We start from the raw sequence: 15514 nt of genomic DNA, 5'->3' as shown, positions 1-15514 counted from the left end.
GTTTCTCGAACATTCGTTTGTGGATTAGTCGCCCAAAGGCTGTGGGCCAGTTCTGCCGTGGTAAGCCGTCAACGATGCTCGAATTCGTCGGAGGTTCTCTTTTGTTTCACCGGTCATCTCCTGTGCCACGGTCATGGCTAATGCATCAACAATGGCGAGGTGGGCATATCGGGAAGCTGTAGGCTTGTAGATGTCACTGTCCTCGGGCAATTCCGTGACAAGAGCAATTTTGGATATGTCGGACAGCCTTGTATTGGGCTTTGTGATGCAGATTGTAGTGGCGCCGTAACCATTGGCGACTTCGGTCGCACTAACGATTGCGTCGGCTTCACCGCTCGCCGAAACAAGGAAGAGTACGTCTTCGGTTCCGAGCGCGGCAGCACGCATCTGTAGCACATAGCTGTCATTCACGAAGAATGATGGAATCCCAAGTCTAAAAAAGCGGTTAGAAGCTTCCCGGGCGACGAGCGACGAGCCCCCACCTATTCCGGAGAACAGGATTTGTCGTCGACCCAGGCAGGCGTTCTTCGCTTCTTCGAGTTTCGCCGTATCGATTTGACCGCGCATAACATCCAGAGTCGCAAACAAAGCCCCAAGAACTTGGTCAATCGCGGTATCTGCGTCAGGGCTTTCGTCATCGGCGTTTCTATACAGATACTGCGCGCTGACAGCGACGTTCTGGGCCAGGCGGAGTTTGAAATCTCGAAATCCTTCGCAGCCGAGGCTGCGGCAGAACCGAACCACGGTTGGCTTGCTGACCGAGCAGCGTTGCGCGAGATCCCCGATGGTCATGGCGCTGATTTCGTTGAGGTGGTCCTTTACATAATCGGCGACCTTCTGCTCCTGAACTGCCAGTTTAGTTTCTGAGTTGTGCAGTGCCGGAATCAAATCGACTGCTCCAATCCTGCCTTTAAGCGGAGGGGCACTACTCTCTGATACGGGGCGAGATTCGTTCGGCAAGCCGGTAGTTTCCTTATGACTGGTCATGAAACTTAGTTACATACATTGACGTGAATGGGCAAGAAATTCGTCGTGAGATCCCCTTTCTGCGGCATGTAACGAAACTAAGTTACGTTTTTTCATTGATATCTCACCAAGCATCACGCATTGTGTAACCAAGTTACAGATTCGGATCCTGGGGAGGAATACGAATGTCGGACTGGTTCGCCAGCGCAAGTTCAAGGATAAATTCAGTCGTTGAAGGCATTGTCGCAGCTTTGATGCTGTCTCTGGTTCTGGATGTCTGGCTTGGCGTAATTGACCGTTATTATTTTCACTGGCAACTCCCGTGGCCAGAAGTGTTGGCCCGCTATCTGATGATCTGGGCCGCGTTGCTCGCGGTCTCATCTGGTATTGCGCGCAGAGATCACATCGGTCTCACGGCATTCGTCATGATGCTCCCAATTCGCTTGCGGCGAACTCTTCTTATCGCGATGGATGTATTGGCGTTGGCTTTATTCTTATATGTTGCGTTCTTTGGTATCAGTTTCGTGGAAAGCGGAGCGCCAAGGCAGGCAATGATATTTGGGGCAAGCCTTGCTCCGTTCTACGCAGCCATTCCCGTCGCAGCGGCCTTGTCATCTGTGCAGCTGATACTTGTCCTGTTTCGTGACTTGGGTACGCACATTGACGAACCGCCCTTTGCTGTAAAGGCGGAGGAAACACTGTGATTGTCGCAATCGTATTTGTTGCACTCATTCTGTTTGGAATGCCTATTGGTTTTGCTATTGGCCTTGCTGGCGTTGTTGGGTTGATCGAAATGGGAGGAACGCAGTTTCTTGCGATTGGTCCCAGTAAGATATTCAACGGCCTCAACATCTTTCCCTTCCTAGCCATGCCGTTCTTCATTCTGGCCGGTGAGATCATGAATGATATCGGGATCACCAGTCGTTTGGTGAAACTTGCGCAGGTTTTGGTCGGACGGTTTCGGGGTGGGCTGGCCCATACTAACATGTTGGCGTCAGTGTTCTTTGCCGGATTAACAGGCTCGGCGACAGCGGACGCGGCGGCCTTTGGTCGGACGCTTGTGCCAGCAATGGTGAAAGAGGGCTACAAGCGCGACTATGCCTGCGCGGTCACGGCCGCGGGGTCCATCATCGGCCCGACCATTCCGCCATCGGGGCTAATGGTTGTCTACGGGTCTCTAATGGGCGTTTCCATTGCAGGCCTTTTCGCGGCCGGAGTTCTGCCAGGCCTGGTGATCTGCATGGTCTGCATGGCGGTGATCGCAATTGGCGGCAAACGGGAAAACCTACCCAAAGCGTTGCGCGGAGCGACCCCGCGCGAGATCTGGGAAACGTTCGTTTCCTCTCTGACCGCCCTGGCGATGCCTGTGATCATTCTGGGTGGCATCCTGGGCGGTATCGTCACCCCGACGGAGGCAGCATCGATTGCCGTGGCCTATGCCATGTTCATCGGGGTTTTCGTCTATCGTTCCCTGACCTTCAAAAGTTTCTACGCGATGCTGGTGCGTACCGCGCGTATCACCGGAGTAATCTTCGTAATAATCGCCTTTGCCGGAATCCTTGGTTGGTGGATGAGCTTTGAACGCATTCCGCAACTGATTGCCGAAACCGTTCTGGGGCTTTCTGACAACCGGTATGCCGTAATCGCGATCATCATTGGTTTGCTTCTGATTGTCGGCATGGTGATGGACATCACAGCCATTCTGATCATCCTTGCACCTGTCCTAGTGCCGCTGACAGAGCAAGTCGGACTGGAGCCGATCCACGCCGGCATCATATTTGTGCTGGCTCTGAACATCTCACTGATGACGCCGCCTGTGGGTGCTTGCCTGTTTGTTCTGTCCTCCGTGACCGGCGAAAAGCTGGAACGGATTTCAATCAAACTGTTCCCGTTTCTAATAGCAGAAATTGCGATCCTTTTCGTCTTTGCTTTCTGGGAGAACGCAGCGCTTTGGCTTCCCCGGATGTTGGGCTTTGCCCAGTAGATTCGCCACAAAAACCAAACCAACAGGAGAAGTATTATGAAAAAAATTCTGACAGGTGCGGCGCTGACCGCGACCATGCTTGCTGGCAGCGCATTGGCCGAAGGTGGGGTGATAAAATTTGGCCACGACAACAAAACTGACCCGTTTGAAAACCCAGCTCATGCCTGCACGGCAGTATTTGCAAATCTTGTTAACTCAGGCACCAATGGCAGTGTTTCGGTTGAGGTCTTCGGGTCCAACCAATTGGGTTCCGCAGCAGAACACGTTCAACAGATGCGGGACGGGATCATTCAAGCAACCTTGACCTCAACTGGTGCGTTGGCCAGCTACTACCCGCGTATCGACGTGCTAAATCTGCCCTTTGCCTTTAACGGCAACGCATCAACTTACGAGGTCTTTGATGGCGAATTCGGTGAGGCGCTGGCCGCTGATATCGAGGCAGAGATGGGCGATGTTGTGGTTCTGGGCTTCCCGGACACCGGTGGTTTCTTTGCGGTAACCAACTCGCAACGCCCCATCGCGGACCTGAAGGATTTTGATGGCATTCGCATTCGCACTATGACCTTGCCGTCACATCAGAAGATTATTCAGGCGTTGGGTGCGGAAGCCTATCCACTGTCTTGGGGTGAAGTGTATTCCGGGCTGCAAACCGGAGTAATTGACGGTCAGATGAATCCTGTACCGATCATTTCATTCGCTAATTTTGCAGAGGTTCAGCAATACATGACGCTGACCAATCACTTGTTCTCACCCTACACCTTCATGATAAATCGTGCCTTCTATGAAAGCCTGTCAGAGGCAGAGCAAGCGACGATCCGCACAGCCGCCGAAAACTGCGTGACGGCCAGCCGTGGCTTGTCGCGTATCATTGAGGCGTCAGATCGCGGCCTTGCGGGTTTGATGGATCAGATTGAGGTCACTGCTCTAACTGACGAACAGAGAAGCTCCATGGCAGCTGCAACGCAGCCCGCATTTGAAGCACATGTTCAGGAGAACCTGGATGAAAAGGCGGCAGAGTTACTGACAAGCTTCAAAGCTGCGGTGGAGAACGCCAACAACGCGTCCTACCTCGATTGATCCTCCCTGATTGCTAGAACCAACTGGCAGCACAACTCGTCGGAGGCCAACTTTTGGTCTCCGACCCCAGCAACAAATTGGATTGAACATGCGGGTCTTCTGTGCGTCCCTCGCGACCGAAACGAACACTTTTTCTCCCCTGCGCACGGACTTTTCCGATTTTGAGCAGAGCTTTTATGCACCTCCCGGCAAGCACCCCGAAACCCCAACGCTTTGCAGTGCCGTATTTCCTGCATTGAGGAAAAGGGCGCAGTCGAATGAGCTGGAGTTGATTGAGGGAACCGCCACATGGGCAGAGCCAGGCGGATTGTTGAATCGCGAGACATGGGCACGCTTGAAACAAGAGGTGCTGGACCAGGTGACAGCTGCAATGCCTCTGGATGGCGTTGTTCTAGGTCTGCATGGGGCGATGATCTCCGAGGATTGTCTGGATTGCGAAGGCGATTTGATCGAAGCAATTCGAGCAATTGTCGGGCCGGAATCTGTTATCGGAGCGAGCTTCGATCCTCACAGCCACCTCAGCGACAGACGAGTAACCAATGCTGACGTGATCACTGTGTTCAAAGAGTTTCCACATACTGACTTTGTTGAAGCAGGAGAGGCCTGTGTCGACCTGACGTTGCGAACCATCAAGGGCGAAATCCGGCCCGTCACTTCGGTTTTTGACGTGCGCATGTTGGATATTCTGCCGACCAGTCAGGAACCTATGCGCGGGTTTGTCGATCAACTTAAGCAGATGGAGGCAAATGGTGAGGTTCTCTCTGCTTCCGTCATTCATGGATTCATGGCCGGAGATTCTCCGGACCTTGGCGCTAAGGTTGTCGTTCTGACCGACGATGACCAGCCCAAGGCGGATTGCTTGGCTCAGAAACTGGGGGCTGAACTGTTTTCCTTCCGCGGGCAGACAAAGCCAAACTACCTGTCGCCCAATAAAGCACTGAGAGAGGCAAACAAAGCAATACATGGGCCAGTGGTCGTAGCGGACGTTTGGGACAATCCCGGTGGAGGCGTGGCGGGGGATTCAACGCTCATTATTGAGGAAGCTATTGCTCAGAAGCTCACATCCGTAGCATTCGGCACGATTTGGGATCCTATGGCGGTTCGCCTTTGCCATGCAGCCGGTGAAGGCGCAGTGTTCGACCTTCGCTTTGGCGGTAAAACATCAGCTCTGGCGGGGAAGCCAATTGACGCTACGGTTACGGTAGTTCGAAACCAGCGCAATGCGGTTCAGAGTTTTGGTGCATCCGTTGTTCCGATGGGGGACTGCTCTGTCATACGTTTGGGTGGGATCGAGGTTGTTCTGAATTCAAACCGCAGTCAGGCATTTTCGCCAGACCTGTTCACGAACCTTGGCATCGACATCACCGACAAAAAGATATTGGTCGTAAAGTCCACAAACCACTTCCACGGCGCGTTCTCCGACGTTGCTTCCAAAATTATCTATGCCGCCGTCGAAGGCCCCTATCCGAATGATCCCACCAAAACACCCTACAAAAACCTGACACGTCCAATTTGGCCCATCGTCAATAACCCTCACAAGGAGGTTGTGGAATGATTTTTCCCGATATCGACACACCGGCTGTCCTGGTCGATCTGGATATCGCCGAGGCGAACATCGACCGTTTTCAGGGGTATTGTGCGAAACACGGACTTAGCGTTCGACCGCACATCAAAACACACAAACTGCCCATGCTGGCGCGACGGCAGTTAGAGGCTGGTGCCATTGGCATTACCTGCCAGAAAATTAGTGAGGCCGAGGCAATGATTGCTGAAGGTGGCATTGATGATGTGCTGATCACCTTTAACATCTTCGGTAAGGCCAAGCTGGCTCGTTTGCGTGCCCTCTCGGAAAAGGTGAGATTGTCTGTTGTCGCGGACAACACCGATATTGTTGACGGCTTAGCACGGTTTTTTGCGGATGCATCTAACCCGCTCGGAGTGTTGGTTGAATGTGACACGGGCGCGGAACGATGTGGCGTAACCACACCTGAGCAGGCAAGGGACCTCGCGCGCTACATCGATGCGCAGCCGGGCGTCTCGTTTCTTGGTCTCATGACCTACCCGCCTGTAGGACAGGAGGTGAAGGTTCAAGAATGGCTCACCCAGGCCAAACATGAAATTGAAGAGATCGGGCTGCCAGTACACGTCGTATCCCATGGTGGTTCACCGGGCATGTGGAAGGCCCAAGATGTTCCGATTGCGACAGAATACCGGATTGGTACCTACATCTATAACGACCGTTCATTACAGGCACGGGGTATCTGTACCTGGGAGGATTGTGCGTTGAGTGTTCTTGCTACGGTGATCTCAGTCCCTGCCGACAATCGTGCCGTAATAGATGCGGGATCAAAAGTGCTGACTTCAGACTTGTTGGGATTGGAAGGCCACGGACACGTGTTAGGTAGACCGGACATTTTGGTCCAGGGCCTATCAGAAGAACACGGTGTGCTGAAGGCTGCCAAAATCGATCTGAGGGTCGGAGATCGTATCCAGATCATTCCAAACCATGCCTGTGTAGTCACCAATATGGTGGATCAGATCGAAACCACTCGCGGAGACAGCGCGCTGGGGTCCGTGCCCGTCGCAGCACGGGGCAAGATTCAGTAAACAGCTTAAACTTCGCCAATGACTGATGACGGCGACGGGTATCAACAAGGTGCGATATGACTGACCTCATATGTTTAGGGGAACCCCTGTTCGAGTTAACCGCTTACCCGGATGGTTCGTTTAAAGGCGGGTTCGGTGGTGACGTTTCCAACGTCGCCGTCGCGGCCGCGAGACAAGGGACGAAAGTTGCTTTGATCACCCGCATCGGTGGCGATCAATTTGGTAAAAAGCTCAGGAGCCTGTGGTCCAGGGAAGGTGTAAACCACGAACATGTGGAAACGGCCTCTGGCGAAGATACTGGGCTGTATTTTGTTTTTCATAATGATGACGGTCACCATTTTGTCTATCGCAGGAAAGGCTCCGCTGCGAGCCGGATGCTCCCAAATCAGGCTCCGGATGATGCAATTTCCGGCGCAAGAATGTTCTATACTTCCGGCATCAGCCTTGGAGTAAGTCCTGAGCTACGGTCAACAACTCTACATTCACTCCAAACAGCGTATAGGTCCGGCACACCATTTGCCTTCGATCCCAATTTACGCACAACCCTTTGGCCATTGGACAAGGCACGACAGGTTACCCACGATGTAATGAAGAGGTGCAATATTGCGTTACCAGGGCTCGATGATGCCCGCCAGTTGACGGGCCTTCACAGCCCTGGGGAAATCATCAGCTTCTACCACAATCTGGGCGCAGATATTGTGGCACTTTCACTGGGCGCGGACGGCGTATCCGTGTCTGAAGGGCAAGGCATACACACTATCCCCGGCGTGATGGTTAAAGCGGTTGATGCCACCGGTGCCGGAGATTGTTTCAACGGAATATTTCTGTCTGCCTACCTGAAAAGCAAAGATGTCCTGAAATCAGCTGAGCTTGCGAACCAGGGAGCAGCCCGATCAACCACAGGCTATGGCGCCGTGGATCCAATTCCTTACGGAAAAACCTAACAGAAGGAAATCACTTCAATGACAGAGAAAAAGATCGCGCGTTTGGGCGATGACAGAACCGGAGCAGGCGGGCAACCGCTTCCTTTTGCACCTGCGGTCAGAGCCGGAGATTTCGTGTTCATTTCCGGACAGGTTGCGATGAAAGAAAACGGCGAAATCGAAGCGGGCGGTATTGAGGCGCAAACCCGGAAAACGATGGAAAACCTGATAGCAACTCTTGCACTGGCTGACTGCACCCTGGATGACATCGCGAAAGTTGGTGTCTGGCTGGATGATCCCCGCGACTTTTGGTCGTTCAACCGGGTCTATGCGAGCTATTTTCCCAACGGAGGCCCGGCACGCTCCACAGTCCGTTCACAAATCATGGTAGACGCCAAGGTCGAGATTGATGCGGTCGTATACAAACCGCTTGGCTAATCCTCACGATCCCCGCACCAATTGCATTGAGCTGGCGTTCTTCGCCAGCCTAGTTTCTTAAAATTGAATAGAGCGACATTCTAGCGGGACTTTTCTGTGACGTTCTAGGGCAATGGGTACGTTAAGAGTTGGGAAGATAGTGGCCGGTTTGTTGCGCTCTCGAGATTTGCAAAACTCGCTGGTGAATGTCTGGTTCGCGGCGAGCGGTAGGAGTAGCGAGCCGCGCCGCAATATGTTGAGGGGGCCCGCCACAACCTCGCAAATGAGCTCCGTCCTACAGATGGGGGTTGAATTTTTTCACCTAGAATGAACTTTCGATTGAGAAATAAAGCCTCAAAATTGACAAAGTGGCGCAGAAATTACCACAAATTGAGTACGTAATCTGAATCGCGCAATCTAATAGGCAAACCGCGCAATATTACGGGCGAAGGCGACCGAATTTTCTGAATGAAATCAATGAGGACAATGCAGCGCTACGAGCACACCTACAGCTTGTTTAGACATGTGGAGTTCTCGCTTTCAGATACGATCATCGAGAAAGGCGCAGTGCTTGAGCTGAAATACACCCATCATTTGGAGGCGTGTTATTGTATCGAGGATAAGGGTCAGACCAGGGCGTCTGACGATGATATCTGGCATGCCCTTGAACCATTTACTCTTTATGCATTGGATCGACATGATCGGCATGTGGTACGATCTGCAGTCGCTGATCTGCGACTTGTCTGCGTATTCAATCCGCCGCTCAGTGGGCGCGAAGTTCACCGCCAAGACGGAAGCTATGCCCCAATTGGGTCCTGATGAGCGTGATGATGTTTACGTAAACCGGTCATTCATGCACCGCGCAGCATCGGTCGATGTGGGCTCTGGACGCGGTTCTCTGCGCTCTGTTCGATTGGCCGGTGGAGTCCCAAACCGGACATTCACAACTAGACTTTGCAGAATCCGTGGTGCGGACGAAACGGCCTTTTGGTTTCAAAACCCAAATGGCCGCTGTTGACCAAAAGTCATGCCATTGCTGTTGCTTCGATTTCGAACAGCAATCCCGGGATCGCGAGACGCGTTACGCCCAGCAAGGTCATAGGCGGAGCCACTTGATGCGGACCAAAGCGCATCCCCATCAGGTCGAAATTTTTGAGAGCCTCATCCACATCGGTGGTATAGATGCCGAGCTTGACGACATTGCTCAGATTCATGCTCGCCTCTGTGAGGACAGCTTCCAGATTGTCCAAGGCCATATTGATCTGCGCGCGCATATCGCCGGGATGCTGGGGGGCACCGTTTTCGTCAACAGCGGTTTGACCTGCGCAAATCACCTGACGGGTCGCGCTGTCTATCGCCTCTGCCTGATTGTAGCCCAGCTTGATCGACCACTCCCACGGGTTCACTGCTATCCGTTCCATCTCGCATTCTCCTTGTTTTGCGTTGCTGGGATCGGTGTAGGCCAAAATAGTGCCAAATCCTGACACTATTTATGATAAGGTGCCGAAATGAACATTCGACTCAGACATGACACCATTGTGCGCAGCCTTCGCCGTAATGGCACGTCGACCATTGATACCCTTGCTGATGAGGTTGGCGCATCGCGTAGGACCGTGCTGCGCGACATTAAAGCGTTGCGGGATGAGGGTTATGTCATCCATTCCGATGTCGGGCGCGGAGGCGGAGTGCAACTCGACCCCCAATCGTTACAGGCAACGGCCAAGCTATCGGTGCCTGAGGTGTTCGCGCTGCTTATTAGCGTTGCGGCGATGCGCGCTGCGGGAAACCTGCCATTCTCGGAATTGGCCGATGCGGGGCTTGCCAAGATCGAAAAAGCCCTGCCTGGAGATAAGATGCGCGATCTGCGCGCTTTCCTCGACTGCCTTCATATTGGCCAGTTGTCGCCGCTACAGGATCTGACTGACATGGGCAAAATGGACCCTAAATTGTTGCTCGCTTTCGAAGATGCGTTTCTGGGCCGAAACCTCATCCGCTTTGACTATCGCGACGCACAAGGTCGCAATACAACGCGCGAAGTGGAACCGCAGGCAATGCTGATCCTTCCGCCGCTTTGGTATCTCGTCGGCTGGGACCCGAAGCGCGACGATTTCCGACACTTCCGAATGGATAGGATCAACAGGCCGGAAGCCGTTCCCGATAGCAGTTTTCGGCGCAGGCATGTCCCATTTGAAGATGACGTCTGCCCGTATAGCGAATTGTAAAAGTGATCGGTGAAGCGGCCATTGATGCACATCGCAGCAACAGTCGAACCGGGCTCATTCGTTGAATCCGCCGCACCACGCGCGAACGGCGGCTTTGTCGAAAACTCTTACAGCGACATTTCGCCCCGTCACGCAATGGACCCCTATCATGGGGCTGGCCTATGTCAGACTGTGAATAACCACCTTCCCGGTGGGTCTCGCATCAATGTCAATGTAACGCGCCTGAGTTACATCTAAGATCGCTTGCGGCACACAGCACACCCAATTGTCGTGACCAGGGCGCGTGACGCTTTGGTAACGAATGCCAATCACTCCGTTACCGATGCCATTCGTTCGAACATAAGAGCCGAACTTTTGCGGTTCTGGATAAGTGCTATCATCTGGATCGTGGAATTCCGGATGGATATCGAAGATGTCTACGAACTCCCCATCCATGTTTGCGATGTATTCGCGATAAGTTTCACGCTTTCCTGGCAATCCGGAAAGGGAGAGCTCTTTTCGAATGCCGTTGGCAGCCTCAAGCACCGCAGTCATCAGCTCCGTCGATGCATACCAGGCACCCAGTTCAGGGCCTGTAAAGCGCATGCCTTGTGGGGATCCATGCAGGAAAGACGACATGACAATGCTCGCGTTCGGAGATCCGTAGACCCACAAGCCTTGATCCAGTCGGGCAATTCGAGCTGCAACCATTCTATCATTTGTCCAGCCTTCAAGCTCGAACACGGCCTCCAGATCTTCGGGGCTAGAAACCGTCTCAAATGCTGCGACCGGAGGAAATCTTGACGGGATAATGCGACATGTCGACGGCGGCCGGCATTTCGCATAGCTTTCTAACTTCCAATTCATACGAAAACGACGTCTTCCTCGGTAACAGGTTCAAATGACCCTTCAGGTGCGCCATGACCCATGCAACCACCTCTCCAGGCATCAATATATCGACGCACAAGCATCATGCCGTCCTGACCGTTCTCAATGATCAGGCTGAGTGGCGACCGACCTGCAAAATCGGTTCCAAGATGCGAAGATGACAGCCATTGAAGTGCTTGTGCGTCTTCATGGAACAAGATTGAGAGACCCTTGTGAATCCCTAGGATTGCTGAGATGCGAATAAGAGTGTCAAACGGGAGCGAAATTTTCTCGCCTTCGACAGCCTTCTTCATCCATGAATGATATGTCGAGCGACCAGGGTAACCGAGTGCGGCAATGCGATCAGCCTCACTCAGACCCCACCTCTCCGCAATATTGCGAAAAGTCCGCAGCCCAGGACCGCTCAAGCGAGAACGATCCTCAAGTCTAATCTGGTGAAAGACTGGTGCGTGGGCTCCAGGCTCAGTTGGCCGTGCGATCTGCATATCTGACTATATGTCCTGATGTAGATGCTGTGTCTATATATAGACATAGCATGCTCACGTCAAGACTTTGGCTGACCTTTAGCTCAGTCATGGGGCTCAGACGCCAAAGTCAAACAAACGAGATGAGTATCTCTCCATCAGGCACTCAAGGCTGAACTCACAGCCGTCTCCAAAGGGGACGGTAGGAAACTCACGGTAGTTCAATGCGAAAGACATTGAATTCAATAAATCCACCCGCCTTGACGCGAGTTTTAGGTTGTTGGGTACGTTGTGGATCTCTGCGAGTCAACGTTACGATTAGCCGGTATCGGGATGCCTGACGCCGGGCCGATCCATGACGCTATCGAGCTGCGACCAGTCGATGGTTCCCATTAACTCTTGCACGGCCTCTGGGCCCACTATCCTGTCTTGACCGCTATGTTTCACAACATGGCGAACCAGCCAAAGGCATAGGCAGCAAATCACAAGTGATATGGCTAGGCTGATCAGTGTTTAAGTGCTCATGGTTTACTATACCACATAGTGTCTTTGTCGCCTGATTAGATGATCGATAACACGATCTCTCGTGATCTGATGCGGAATGAAGCGGTCACCGGCTAGCCTTAATCAGAACTGTTGGCCGTAGTCGATGGTGTATCTCCTTGCGCTACTGAGCTTCTTCACTATCACCAACAGCCATCTCCGCAATTCTGCGGACTAGGTGCCAGACACTCGTCCGCCGTGGATGATCTCTCACCCAACCCGTTACATCAGCGGCTGGGATGTCGAGTTTAGGCGCGGCGTGCTCAACCGCATGCACTTAATAATCGCTGACGTCGGCCAGCATGGACATGTTGCCTGCCTTGGCTTCCGCGATTGGCGTTTGATTTGCATAAACTACAATTCTAAGCATCTTGGCCCTCTCTCAGTTGTCTGTGTTCGTAGGTCTTGGGCCCTTAGCCCAATCGCCAAGGCTCTCTCATGGAGGCCGCATTGTTCGGTTCAATTCCGCTTCCAACATTTTAATTTCTGGTGCAGTAGCCCGCGTACAAACCGGTGTAAAACCCGCACCGATTTATGCTGTTTGAAAGTCTCGACCAGAGCTTCCGCATCGCTCATATCAAGCGTAAAGAACTCACGCCGAAGGCCGCGCTCGACAGCGTACTCGCCCACCATGCTTTTGATAATAGCCGGCAGTTGCTCCGGCGTCGGCACCGGAACCTCATAGATGATGCAGCGGCTGCGCAATGGAGCAGGAATGCACCCCAGATCGTTTGTCGACAGGATCCAACTCAAATGTGCGGCATTCACATCAGATTTATTAATTGTCATCATTGACAATATACTTAGAATAGTTATTTGTCAGATGCGACAATAAACGAGAGAAACGATGCCCCGCCCCAGCCTTAAAGACCAGCGATCAGAACAGATCCTTGATGCATATCTCACCTGTGTGTCCCGTTTCGGATTGGAGGGGGCAACCCAAGAGCGCATCGCTACTGAGGCCGGGGTCAAACGACCCATCCTGCGTCACTACTTGGGCAACAAGGACCAGATGACCGGGGCCCTTATTAGTCATGTTGTAGAAAGGTTTGCGCAGGCGACAACCGCCTTTCGGGACGCGTTGGAGCCAACGGGCACAACAGCTGATCTGATCGATCTGCTGTTTGATAAATCTGCCCCCAATGATCCGCGCGTAATGCTGGCCTACCAGTCGCTTGTCACATCCGTCGTCTATCACCCGTCAATGCGACAGCCCCTTGTTGACAGCTTGGAACAGTTCTTTGAGGTAATCGAGGTCGTGTTGAAACGGGCTTCCCCGAACGCGCCTACTGCCCAGATCCGCGCGGTTTCGCAGGGGATTTCGGCGACATATGTGAACCTGGATTCCCTGGCCCCGCTAAATCCGCCCGAAGCCTGGCGTGCAGAGCTGAAACAGGCCGCAACGATCCTTGCCGCCAGCCTTGAGGTGACCGTATGAGCACCCGACGCCTTGTCAATCACATGGCCTTGCCCGTTCTTTTGGTTGCGGCTTTGCTGGGGCTCTATTGGGTTTGGGGCTTGCTGTTTCTGTGGTGGTTGGTGCCGTCAATTATGACGGGCCAGACCGCCCTTGTCTTTGATATCTCGCGGGAACACGATCCGATCCTGTTCTGGGCCGTCGCGATCCTTTGGGCGGTGTTCGGCCTGATGATGATCGCCGCCAGCCTGTTTCCCGCCTATGCCATCTGGCTTGTCTAAGAGGTTGCCATGACCCGCATGTACCACCGCCTTCCCGTTGATGCCTATACTTCGCAAGACTGGTTCGACCGCGAGCAAAGGCAGATCTTCTCGCGCACTTGGCGCTATGCCGGGTTGGCCGAAGACGTGCCAGAGCCCGGTCATTTCATCTCGGTTCAGGCCGGGCTGAACAACATCTTTATCGTTATGGGGCGCGATCACCGATTGCGCGCGTTTCATAACATCTGCCGTCACCGTGGCACCCAGTTGATCCGGGCCGTCGGGAAAACGCAAAAGGCGCTGACATGCCCCTACCATGACTGGACATACGATCTGGAGGGCAACCTGATTTCGGTTCCGGATGAGGCAAAGGAATATCCCGATGGAATCGACAAATCCTGCCTCGGCCTCAAACCCGCCAGCGTCGATATCTGGCGCGGCATGCTGTTTGTTCATCCCGACCCAAACCCACCCAGCCTGGTCGCGTGGTTCGGCGATATTGATCCGCTGCTGGGGCCACATAAACCGGAAGAGCTGGTGGAATATCCCGATGCGCGGCGAAGCTATGAAATCAAGGCCAACTGGAAGATCGTCGTCGAGAATTACATCGACGTCTACCATCTGAGCCACCTGCACTCGAATACGCTGCACATGTATGACCATGCGCGGGCAGAATACGGCTGGCAGGGCCCGCATTATCACTTCTGGGAACCGCCGGCGTCCGATTATGCAACGGAATTGGAGAAAAACCTGCCGACACCGCGGGTGATACCAGAGCCGCATATTGGGGCCTGGGTGCCCATGCTGTTTCCCGGAATCGGGCTTGGCGCCGGTGAGGACAGTTGGAACATCTTCATTCTCACGCCTTTGGGGCCTGAACTGACGCGCGTGGAAAACCGCACCAAGTTGGCGAATGCCTCAGGGTGGGAGTTTCAGAAACAGGAGTGGAGCAGTTGGAGCTTCTGGAAGGATTTCGGTGGACCGAAATATCCCGACGGCGATGCAACCGGCGAAGATGATCCAATGGCGTCAGGTGATTTCACGGCCGAAGATATTTACGCCTGCGAGCAACAGCAAAAGTCTTTGACCAGCCCGTATTTTGAGGTCGGCCCTGCCGCCAACGGAGAGAGCCCGGTTGTCAGACACCAACAAGCGATCCTGGATTTCTTTGCGACACAACAGGCCGGGACTTAGCCAGGTGCCTTCGGGCAAAATGGGCCATTCCCTCAATTGCCTGTTCGGAAAACTCCCGCCACTCCGCTGAATTTGGAAAGAAAATGAAACGTATTTTTGCAACCCTGATCGGAACGATTCTGGCAACTGGTCTGGTCCTGGCCAGCCCGTCAGACGAACCCAAGGACCTTGTGGCGCGCTATCTTGGTGCATCAGATGAGGCAGCAATCGCCGCGACCTGGAAGGACTGGCACCCGAAGGCCGTGCACTCTGTCACAATCAAATTCGGGCTCGGGTACCCGGATGAGCAGTTCTCATACCCGGTGGCCGATTGGGAAATGCTTTCTGATTGGAGCCAAGACCCGGAATTGGCCGACGCGATGCAGGGATACAAGGAAACACAGCGCGATGCGCCCACGATTACCTCGGAAATCACCGAGGGCGGCACGCGTGTCACAGCCACAACCCGTGTTGGCTACATCTGGGGTGACGCAACGGGAACGATGGTTCAGACGGATAGGTTTTTCATCATCTCCCAAGCTGGTCGGCTGGCAATCCGATCTCTCGACACCACGTTTGATTATCGTTGAGGAT

Annotated in this window: 18 protein-coding genes; 13 read left to right on the top strand and 5 right to left on the bottom strand. The window is 53.5% G+C overall.

Features of this window, described 5'->3' with window-relative positions; translation table 11 throughout:
• Positions 1-24: 24 nt before the first annotated feature.
• On the bottom strand, positions 25-888 hold the full coding sequence (locus Q1B21_RS08185; RefSeq protein WP_299888156.1) for a MurR/RpiR family transcriptional regulator: 864 nt from the start codon (positions 886-888) through the stop codon (positions 25-27).
• A gap of 263 nt (positions 889-1151) precedes the next feature.
• On the opposite strand from Q1B21_RS08185, the gene Q1B21_RS08180 reads away from it, so the two are divergent.
• The 8 genes from Q1B21_RS08180 to Q1B21_RS08145 all read left to right on the top strand — a co-directional run bounded on the left by Q1B21_RS08180 (position 1152) and on the right by Q1B21_RS08145 (position 8793).
• Complete coding sequence (locus tag Q1B21_RS08180; RefSeq protein ID WP_299888153.1) at positions 1152-1670, top strand: TRAP transporter small permease; 519 nt, start codon at positions 1152-1154, stop codon at positions 1668-1670.
• Entirely contained in the window at positions 1667-2950 is a 1284-nt protein-coding gene (locus tag Q1B21_RS08175) for a TRAP transporter large permease (protein ID WP_299888150.1), read from the top strand. Before Q1B21_RS08180 ends, Q1B21_RS08175 begins: the two co-directional genes overlap by 4 nt.
• Positions 2951-2986: 36 nt before the next feature.
• Complete coding sequence (locus Q1B21_RS08170; RefSeq protein ID WP_299888147.1) at positions 2987-4027, top strand: DctP family TRAP transporter solute-binding subunit; 1041 nt, start codon at positions 2987-2989, stop codon at positions 4025-4027.
• Positions 4028-4115: 88 nt separating this feature from the next.
• Positions 4116-5582 carry a M81 family metallopeptidase gene (locus Q1B21_RS08165; RefSeq protein ID WP_299888145.1) on the top strand — a complete coding sequence of 489 codons (1467 nt, stop codon included), beginning with the start codon at positions 4116-4118 and terminating at the stop codon, positions 5580-5582.
• Positions 5579-6634, top strand: a complete 1056-nt coding sequence (locus Q1B21_RS08160; RefSeq protein WP_299888142.1) for a D-TA family PLP-dependent enzyme — start codon at positions 5579-5581, stop codon at positions 6632-6634. Before Q1B21_RS08165 ends, Q1B21_RS08160 begins: the two co-directional genes overlap by 4 nt.
• Positions 6635-6690: 56 nt before the next feature.
• Positions 6691-7578: a sugar kinase gene (locus Q1B21_RS08155; protein ID WP_299888139.1), complete on the top strand. Its 888-nt coding sequence runs from the start codon at positions 6691-6693 to the stop codon at positions 7576-7578.
• An 18-nt stretch (positions 7579-7596) separates the two neighbouring features.
• Positions 7597-7995, top strand: coding sequence for a RidA family protein (locus Q1B21_RS08150; protein WP_299888136.1), 399 nt, complete (start codon positions 7597-7599; stop codon positions 7993-7995).
• A gap of 465 nt (positions 7996-8460) precedes the next feature.
• A complete protein-coding gene (locus tag Q1B21_RS08145; RefSeq protein WP_299888133.1) occupies positions 8461-8793 on the top strand; it encodes an ectoine synthase in 333 nt (110 codons plus the stop codon).
• A gap of 206 nt (positions 8794-8999) precedes the next feature.
• Here the strand turns inward: Q1B21_RS08145 and Q1B21_RS08140 are convergent, their stop codons facing one another.
• The gene (locus Q1B21_RS08140) at positions 9000-9395 is read right to left on the bottom strand and encodes a RidA family protein (RefSeq protein WP_299888130.1); all 396 of its coding nucleotides are present in this window, start codon (positions 9393-9395) and stop codon (positions 9000-9002) included.
• An 87-nt stretch (positions 9396-9482) separates the two neighbouring features.
• On the opposite strand from Q1B21_RS08140, the gene Q1B21_RS08135 reads away from it, so the two are divergent.
• Complete coding sequence (locus tag Q1B21_RS08135; RefSeq protein WP_299888127.1) at positions 9483-10196, top strand: YafY family protein; 714 nt, start codon at positions 9483-9485, stop codon at positions 10194-10196.
• 159 nt (positions 10197-10355) lie between these two features.
• Here Q1B21_RS08135 and Q1B21_RS08130 read toward each other — a convergent pair whose 3' ends face one another.
• From Q1B21_RS08130 to Q1B21_RS08120, 3 genes are all read right to left on the bottom strand, one after another.
• The gene (locus Q1B21_RS08130) at positions 10356-10919 is read right to left on the bottom strand and encodes an RES family NAD+ phosphorylase (RefSeq protein ID WP_299888124.1); all 564 of its coding nucleotides are present in this window, start codon (positions 10917-10919) and stop codon (positions 10356-10358) included.
• Between the two features lie 119 nt (positions 10920-11038).
• Positions 11039-11260 (bottom strand): MbcA/ParS/Xre antitoxin family protein, encoded by a 222-nt coding sequence (locus Q1B21_RS08125; protein WP_299888121.1) that lies wholly within the window; start codon positions 11258-11260, stop codon positions 11039-11041.
• 1269 nt (positions 11261-12529) lie between these two features.
• On the bottom strand, positions 12530-12862 hold the full coding sequence (locus Q1B21_RS08120) for a hypothetical protein (RefSeq protein ID WP_299888118.1): 333 nt from the start codon (positions 12860-12862) through the stop codon (positions 12530-12532).
• Between the two features lie 55 nt (positions 12863-12917).
• Here Q1B21_RS08120 and Q1B21_RS08115 point away from each other — a divergent pair, with 55 nt between their 5' ends.
• The 4 genes from Q1B21_RS08115 (at position 12918) to Q1B21_RS08100 (ending at position 15510) form a co-directional block, all read left to right on the top strand.
• Positions 12918-13508 (top strand): TetR/AcrR family transcriptional regulator, encoded by a 591-nt coding sequence (locus Q1B21_RS08115; protein WP_299888115.1) that lies wholly within the window; start codon positions 12918-12920, stop codon positions 13506-13508.
• Positions 13505-13768, top strand: coding sequence for a hypothetical protein (locus Q1B21_RS08110; RefSeq protein WP_299888112.1), 264 nt, complete (start codon positions 13505-13507; stop codon positions 13766-13768). Before Q1B21_RS08115 ends, Q1B21_RS08110 begins: the two co-directional genes overlap by 4 nt.
• A gap of 9 nt (positions 13769-13777) precedes the next feature.
• The gene (locus Q1B21_RS08105; RefSeq protein ID WP_299888109.1) at positions 13778-14941 is read left to right on the top strand and encodes an aromatic ring-hydroxylating dioxygenase subunit alpha; all 1164 of its coding nucleotides are present in this window, start codon (positions 13778-13780) and stop codon (positions 14939-14941) included.
• Positions 14942-15024: 83 nt separating this feature from the next.
• Positions 15025-15510: a hypothetical protein gene (locus tag Q1B21_RS08100; RefSeq protein WP_299888106.1), complete on the top strand. Its 486-nt coding sequence runs from the start codon at positions 15025-15027 to the stop codon at positions 15508-15510.
• Positions 15511-15514 lie beyond the last annotated feature (4 nt).

The sequence above is a fragment of the uncultured Ruegeria sp. genome, from assembly GCF_947504215.1.
Classification (GTDB): domain Bacteria; phylum Pseudomonadota; class Alphaproteobacteria; order Rhodobacterales; family Rhodobacteraceae; genus Ruegeria.
The sequence above is the reverse complement of the archived record's forward strand: the minus strand, read 5'-3'. Positions and strand labels throughout refer to the sequence as shown.

Excerpts from the sequence above, each read along its gene's own strand:
- Q1B21_RS08155 (WP_299888139.1), top strand. The coding sequence starts at position 6,691 with ATGACTGACCTCATATGTTTAGGGGAACCCCTGTTCGAGTTAACCGCT.
- Q1B21_RS08100 (WP_299888106.1), top strand. The coding sequence starts at position 15,025 with ATGAAACGTATTTTTGCAACCCTGATCGGAACGATTCTGGCAACTGGT.
- Q1B21_RS08145 (WP_299888133.1), top strand. The coding sequence starts at position 8,461 with ATGCAGCGCTACGAGCACACCTACAGCTTGTTTAGACATGTGGAGTTC.
- Q1B21_RS08150 (WP_299888136.1), top strand. The coding sequence starts at position 7,597 with ATGACAGAGAAAAAGATCGCGCGTTTGGGCGATGACAGAACCGGAGCA.
- Q1B21_RS08115 (WP_299888115.1), top strand. The coding sequence starts at position 12,918 with ATGCCCCGCCCCAGCCTTAAAGACCAGCGATCAGAACAGATCCTTGAT.
- Q1B21_RS08120 (WP_299888118.1), bottom strand. The coding sequence starts at position 12,862 with ATGATGACAATTAATAAATCTGATGTGAATGCCGCACATTTGAGTTGG.
- Q1B21_RS08165 (WP_299888145.1), top strand. The coding sequence starts at position 4,116 with ATGCGGGTCTTCTGTGCGTCCCTCGCGACCGAAACGAACACTTTTTCT.
- Q1B21_RS08180 (WP_299888153.1), top strand. The coding sequence starts at position 1,152 with ATGTCGGACTGGTTCGCCAGCGCAAGTTCAAGGATAAATTCAGTCGTT.
- Q1B21_RS08170 (WP_299888147.1), top strand. The coding sequence starts at position 2,987 with ATGAAAAAAATTCTGACAGGTGCGGCGCTGACCGCGACCATGCTTGCT.
- Q1B21_RS08140 (WP_299888130.1), bottom strand. The coding sequence starts at position 9,395 with ATGGAACGGATAGCAGTGAACCCGTGGGAGTGGTCGATCAAGCTGGGC.
- Q1B21_RS08105 (WP_299888109.1), top strand. The coding sequence starts at position 13,778 with ATGACCCGCATGTACCACCGCCTTCCCGTTGATGCCTATACTTCGCAA.
- Q1B21_RS08160 (WP_299888142.1), top strand. The coding sequence starts at position 5,579 with ATGATTTTTCCCGATATCGACACACCGGCTGTCCTGGTCGATCTGGAT.
- Q1B21_RS08135 (WP_299888127.1), top strand. The coding sequence starts at position 9,483 with ATGAACATTCGACTCAGACATGACACCATTGTGCGCAGCCTTCGCCGT.
- Q1B21_RS08110 (WP_299888112.1), top strand. The coding sequence starts at position 13,505 with ATGAGCACCCGACGCCTTGTCAATCACATGGCCTTGCCCGTTCTTTTG.